This is a genomic window from Desulfovibrio sp. OH1186_COT-070 (assembly GCF_003860215.1).
Lineage (GTDB): Bacteria > Desulfobacterota > Desulfovibrionia > Desulfovibrionales > Desulfovibrionaceae > Desulfovibrio.
This window is the reverse complement of the sequence record NZ_RQYH01000281.1, coordinates 1-203: the sequence shown is the minus strand read 5'-3', so window position 1 is coordinate 203 and position 203 is coordinate 1. Positions and strand designations below refer to the sequence as shown.

Annotated in this window: 1 pseudogene; it reads right to left on the bottom strand. The window is 52.7% G+C overall.

Annotated elements, in window-relative coordinates:
• Window positions 1–203, bottom strand: a pseudogene (locus EII23_RS12855) (IS5/IS1182 family transposase); the annotation flags it as partial.

Here is a 203-nt window from a genome sequence, read left to right as displayed (position 1 = left end):
GCACCTGATTTGCACGGCGGCAAGGAAGGAAAGGCTTCGTTTTGCATAGCGCGTAGCGATGCCGCGCCATCTCTTGAGGTGAAGAAAGGCGTTCTCGATCAGATGGCGTACACGGTATAAAGCTTTGTCATAGTCCCTCTGCTCCTTGCGATTTTTTCTGGGTGGAATGACGGGCTGACAGCCGGACTCAACAACCTTGTCTA